The sequence below is a fragment of the Streptomyces sp. A1136 genome (genome assembly GCF_004795055.1).
Lineage (GTDB): Bacteria > Actinomycetota > Actinomycetes > Streptomycetales > Streptomycetaceae > Streptomyces.
The window spans coordinates 1-4,045 of sequence record NZ_SSBJ01000088.1; the positions used below are offsets into that span (position 1 = coordinate 1).

General features: G+C 69.3%; 2 protein-coding genes and 4 pseudogenes. 4 read left to right on the plus strand and 2 right to left on the minus strand.

Annotation, left to right across the window (positions count from 1 at the left end; translation table 11 throughout):
• Positions 1-425: 425 nt before the first annotated feature.
• Positions 426-566 (minus strand): annotated as a pseudogene (locus E6R62_RS37260) (IS5/IS1182 family transposase); the annotation flags it as partial.
• Positions 567-740: 174 nt separating this feature from the next.
• Between E6R62_RS37260 and E6R62_RS37265 the strand changes: the two are divergent.
• From E6R62_RS37265 to E6R62_RS37280, 3 genes and pseudogenes are all read left to right on the plus strand, one after another.
• On the plus strand, positions 741-974 hold the full coding sequence (locus E6R62_RS37265; RefSeq protein WP_136217885.1) for a hypothetical protein: 234 nt from the start codon (positions 741-743) through the stop codon (positions 972-974).
• Positions 974-1,247 (plus strand): annotated as a pseudogene (locus E6R62_RS41575) (hypothetical protein). Before E6R62_RS37265 ends, E6R62_RS41575 begins: the two are co-directional and overlap by 1 nt.
• 350 nt (positions 1,248-1,597) lie before the next feature.
• Positions 1,598-1,872, plus strand: a pseudogene (locus E6R62_RS37280) (hypothetical protein).
• A 310-nt stretch (positions 1,873-2,182) separates the two neighbouring features.
• On the opposite strand, the gene E6R62_RS37285 reads toward E6R62_RS37280, so the two are convergent.
• Positions 2,183-3,061 (minus strand): sigma-70 family RNA polymerase sigma factor, encoded by an 879-nt coding sequence (locus E6R62_RS37285; protein ID WP_136217886.1) that lies wholly within the window; start codon positions 3,059-3,061, stop codon positions 2,183-2,185.
• 162 nt (positions 3,062-3,223) lie between these two features.
• Between E6R62_RS37285 and E6R62_RS37290 the strand changes: the two are divergent.
• A pseudogene (locus E6R62_RS37290) lies at positions 3,224-4,045 on the plus strand (hypothetical protein); the annotation flags it as partial.

A 4,045-nucleotide genomic window follows, 5' to 3' on the forward strand; every position in this document is an offset into this window, starting at 1 on the left:
GGCATCGCCACCCGCTACGACAAGTCACCCGAAAGCTACCTCGCCGGCCTCCACCTCCGCGCCGCAATGATTTGGATCGACGACCTCCTCAAACCCCCCGACTGATCACAACCTCACACAGGCCCTAAGTCTCAACAACGCAGCGTTACCGAAGCAAGATCCGCCAAGTACTGCGCTCGTCCGCCAAGTAAAAATCTCGTCGCACATACCGCCATCTTTCGGGGCACGGCTCAGTGGTCGGGCCGGTCGATGTGCGATTGGGGTGCGTTTCATGGCGCGTTCGTGTGCGCGAGGAGTACGACGCGTACGCGGCTGCGGGCCGGTTGCGGATTCCGGTGGCGGCGTGGTGGTGGGCGACCGGCTGCGGTCTGGTCCCGCCGGCGGACGCCGGGCCCTGCCTGTGGTCACGGGCGGTGGTGGAGGCCGCCGGTGCCGCGGTAGCCGCCGTCCGCGATCACCGTGGTCTTTCCGTCGGCAGCCTGCGCCCCGGACAGCTCCGACGCCTTGCAGTCGTTGTGGTTGCCCGGCAGGGGGCGGCCGACGGCAACGACGAGCCGAGTGTCGGCGGCCCTCCAGATGGGGTCCGAGGGGCGGCCGTGACACATAGAAGTCGACCTCCCGGATGCCGGTGATCCGTAAGGAACGTGATCGCGGAGCCGGGTTCGGCCGGAGTGGCCCCGCGTCCTTCCACACGGCGATACCGTGGTGAGACCCGCCAGTTACGCGCCCTGGAGCCCTCGATGAGCGAACAGCCGGCCTCCGCCGACACTGCCCGGCAGCAGCTGGAGCCCGCGGCCGCCGACGCGGTCCGCGCTTACGCGGCTCGCACCCGCGAGAACGCCGACCAGTTGGCCGCCGTCCTGGAGGACATCGCCGCCAACGGCCTGCCCTCAGCGGAGGACTGCACGCCGTGGGAGGAACTGCGCGAAGCCCACCTCGCCCGGCTCGCAGCGCAGCGCCCGGCCGTCGCCTGATGGCCCCGCGGAACAGCCCGCCCCGCGCCCGGATAGCCTTCTCCGACTCCGCCGCCAAGCAGCTGGAGAAACATCACCAGCGAGGCGGAGATCCACGCCCTGGACCGCGCCCTGGTCGTCGTCTCCGTCGACCCCGAGGCTGGCGAGGCCCTTCCCGGCGACACCGCCGGCCCCCAGCTGCGCCAGTACACCGACGACATCGAACAGGTCCGGCTCCTGTACTGGGTCACAGCACTGCGCACCGTGGTCGTCGTCGCCTACGTCGAGGTCTGACCCGGCAGGAGCACGATGCCGTCGATCGTCCACGACTCTCCGGCCGCCTTGACCGGGATGCGCAGGGTCGTGGAGTGCCCGGTCACCACTGTGCTCCGCGAAGGCCCGGGCACAGGGCTCGGGCCGGGCGCGTCCTGGCTCGCGTGTGCCCGCGCACGCTGTGGACCTCGACGGCTGACCCGGACCCACGGACCACCCGGCCACCGGCACCGCGCCGTGCGGCACCGTGCTCGACTACCGCTCCGGCGCGCACTGCACGCGGACCGGTGGCTCACGCCCCTGCCGGAGTGGACCCGGCGGCACACGGCGGCACGTGCGAAGCCTCCGCTGTCGGTGCCCGGCTGGGACGCATGGACAGCGATGAGGAGCTGCTGCGAGGCCGGTCTACGGAACGGACCGCGACGACCCGAACCTGGGCCCCCGGCCCGGCGGCACCTACGCCGAACTCGTCGGCGGCCCGCTCGACGGACTGCTGCTCGACGTCACCGGCTGGACGGCAGACAAGATACAGACCGGCGCCGCGCTGGTGACTGAGCTCGGACAGTTCGGCGCCGGTGGCCGCGCCCTGTACAACCCGCGCCCCGGCGAGCGGAACCGCTGGTACTGGTCCGGCGACACTCCCTGAAGGCTCACCAGGGGTTGGCGGTGGGGGCCCTGTTGTGGGAGTTCTGGCCGACGGGCACGTGCCGGCTCGCCCCAGGCGCTCTCCAGGGCGATGTAGTGGTAGAAGAGCACCGACAGCGCCGCCAGAATTCGTAAGCCGTCCAGCACCACGAACCGGTTACCCGAGTCTACGCCGCGCTGCCGACCAGCCGGATTCAGTCCAGCGCTGTGGTGGTCATCGTGGTGGTGGCCGCTGATGTCGAGGCAGTCTGTCAGGGCTGCAGCCCGCTGCGCTCGCAACCCGCAGGGGCATTGAGCGGCTGTCAAACGGTTCACGCCGGGGTCGGCAGGTCGGCAAGCGCGAGCTTGGCTGGATCGGTGAGGATCGTGACGTGGGTGATCCGGCCGTCGGTGATGGTGAATGCGAGGACCGATAGCGGGGAGCCTTCCTCGTTCCAGCAGACGAGGCCGGGACGCCCGTTGACGAGCGCCGCACGTCCCAGCTTGACCCCACTGGCACCCAGCTGCGCGCCGGCGGCGACCTTGGTGGCGCCCAGGACGACGATCTCCCCGGCGGGGGTGTCGACGCTCAGCCGCACCTCCGGGTCGAGCACCCTCAGCAGTGCCTCGAAATCGCCGTCGCGGGACGCCGTCAGGAAGGCATGGACGATCTGCCGCTGCTCTGGCTCAAGTCCTGTCGGCCGCTCAGTCGCGCGTACTTTCCTGCGGGCACGGCTGGCCAGCATCTTCGCGGCAGCGGTGGACTTGCCGAGGATCGTGCCGATCTCGTCGAACGGCACGGCGAACAGATCGTGCAGTACGAACGCGAGCCGCTCGCTCGGCCGGAGCGACTCGAGGACGACGAGGAGCGCGAGCCCGACCGAGTCGGCGAGCACCGCGTCCTCTTCCGGCGCGGGGCCGTCGTCGAGCGTCACCAGGAGCTCGGGCAGACGATCCTGGTAGGACGCCGTGGGATGGGCCTGGCGCGATCGCAGGACGTCGAGGCTGATCCGGCCGACCACCGTGGTCAGCCAGCCGGCGAGGTTGTCAATGACCGCCGCGTCCTGGCGGGAGAGCCGCAGCCACACTTCCTGGACGGCGTCCTCGGCGTCGGCGTGTGAGCCGAGCATGCGGTAGGCGACCGCGCGCAGCCGGTCGCGCTGGGACTCGAAGGCCTCGGCTATCGGGGCCAGGGTGCCGCTGTCGGACATGTTGTTACCTTCCTCGGATCCGTTCCGTCATGGGTGATGACGGGCCCGGACGGGCTCAGGTAACAGATTCCGTCGCTGCACCGCCGTTAGCGGGCCACCCCAGACCTCACTCAGCCGCGTTCGGCTGACCATTCCCTACCCCGAACTTCCAGGAGTATTGTCATGTCCACTTCCATTCGTCGCGGTGGAATCCTCGCGCTGTCCATCGCTGTGGCCGCGAGTGCCGCCATCGCTCTGCCTGGCGCCGCCTACGCCGCGGACGCGCCTGTCACCTCGCAGTCCGCAACGGTCGGCGCCGTCAGTGACACGCCGTTCACTCCCACGGTTCCCAACCCGGCCACGGCGACGGCAGACGAGCTTGCCGCAGGCGCGAGGAGCGCTGGGATAGCCGCTCCCGGCAGCGACTCGCCGGGCGTGGTCGCAGGCGGGCAGATCACCCGCAACGAGGTGCTCAAGAGGGCGCAGACCTGGATCGACGCGGGCGTACCGTACAGCGATTACTCGTACCACACCGATGACAACGGCAAGTACCGTCAGGACTGTTCCGGCTTCGTCTCCATGGCGTGGGGCCTACCGTCCAGCTCCACCAACAACTACGGCGAGACCACATGGACCCTGCCCAATTTCGCCACCGAGCTGAGCGGCTTCGACGAGCTGCAGCCCGGCGACATGCTCGACAACATCAACAGCCACGTGGTGCTGTTCAAGGGCTGGAAGGACTCCGGCCACACCACCGCCGTGATCCTCGAAGAGGCACACTCCGGTACCAACGCCCGGGAAGACAGCACTTACTACACCCGCAGCTACCTGTCCTCCAACGGATACAAGCCCTACCGCTACAAGAACATCAGCGACGCGCCGTCCGCGGTGTTCACGCAGACGACGGCGGCGGACTTCAACGGGGACGGGCAGGCGGACATCGTCGCCCGGGACTCCTCTGGCACGTTGAAGATGTGGACGCACAACGCGGGCGGCTACTTCAAC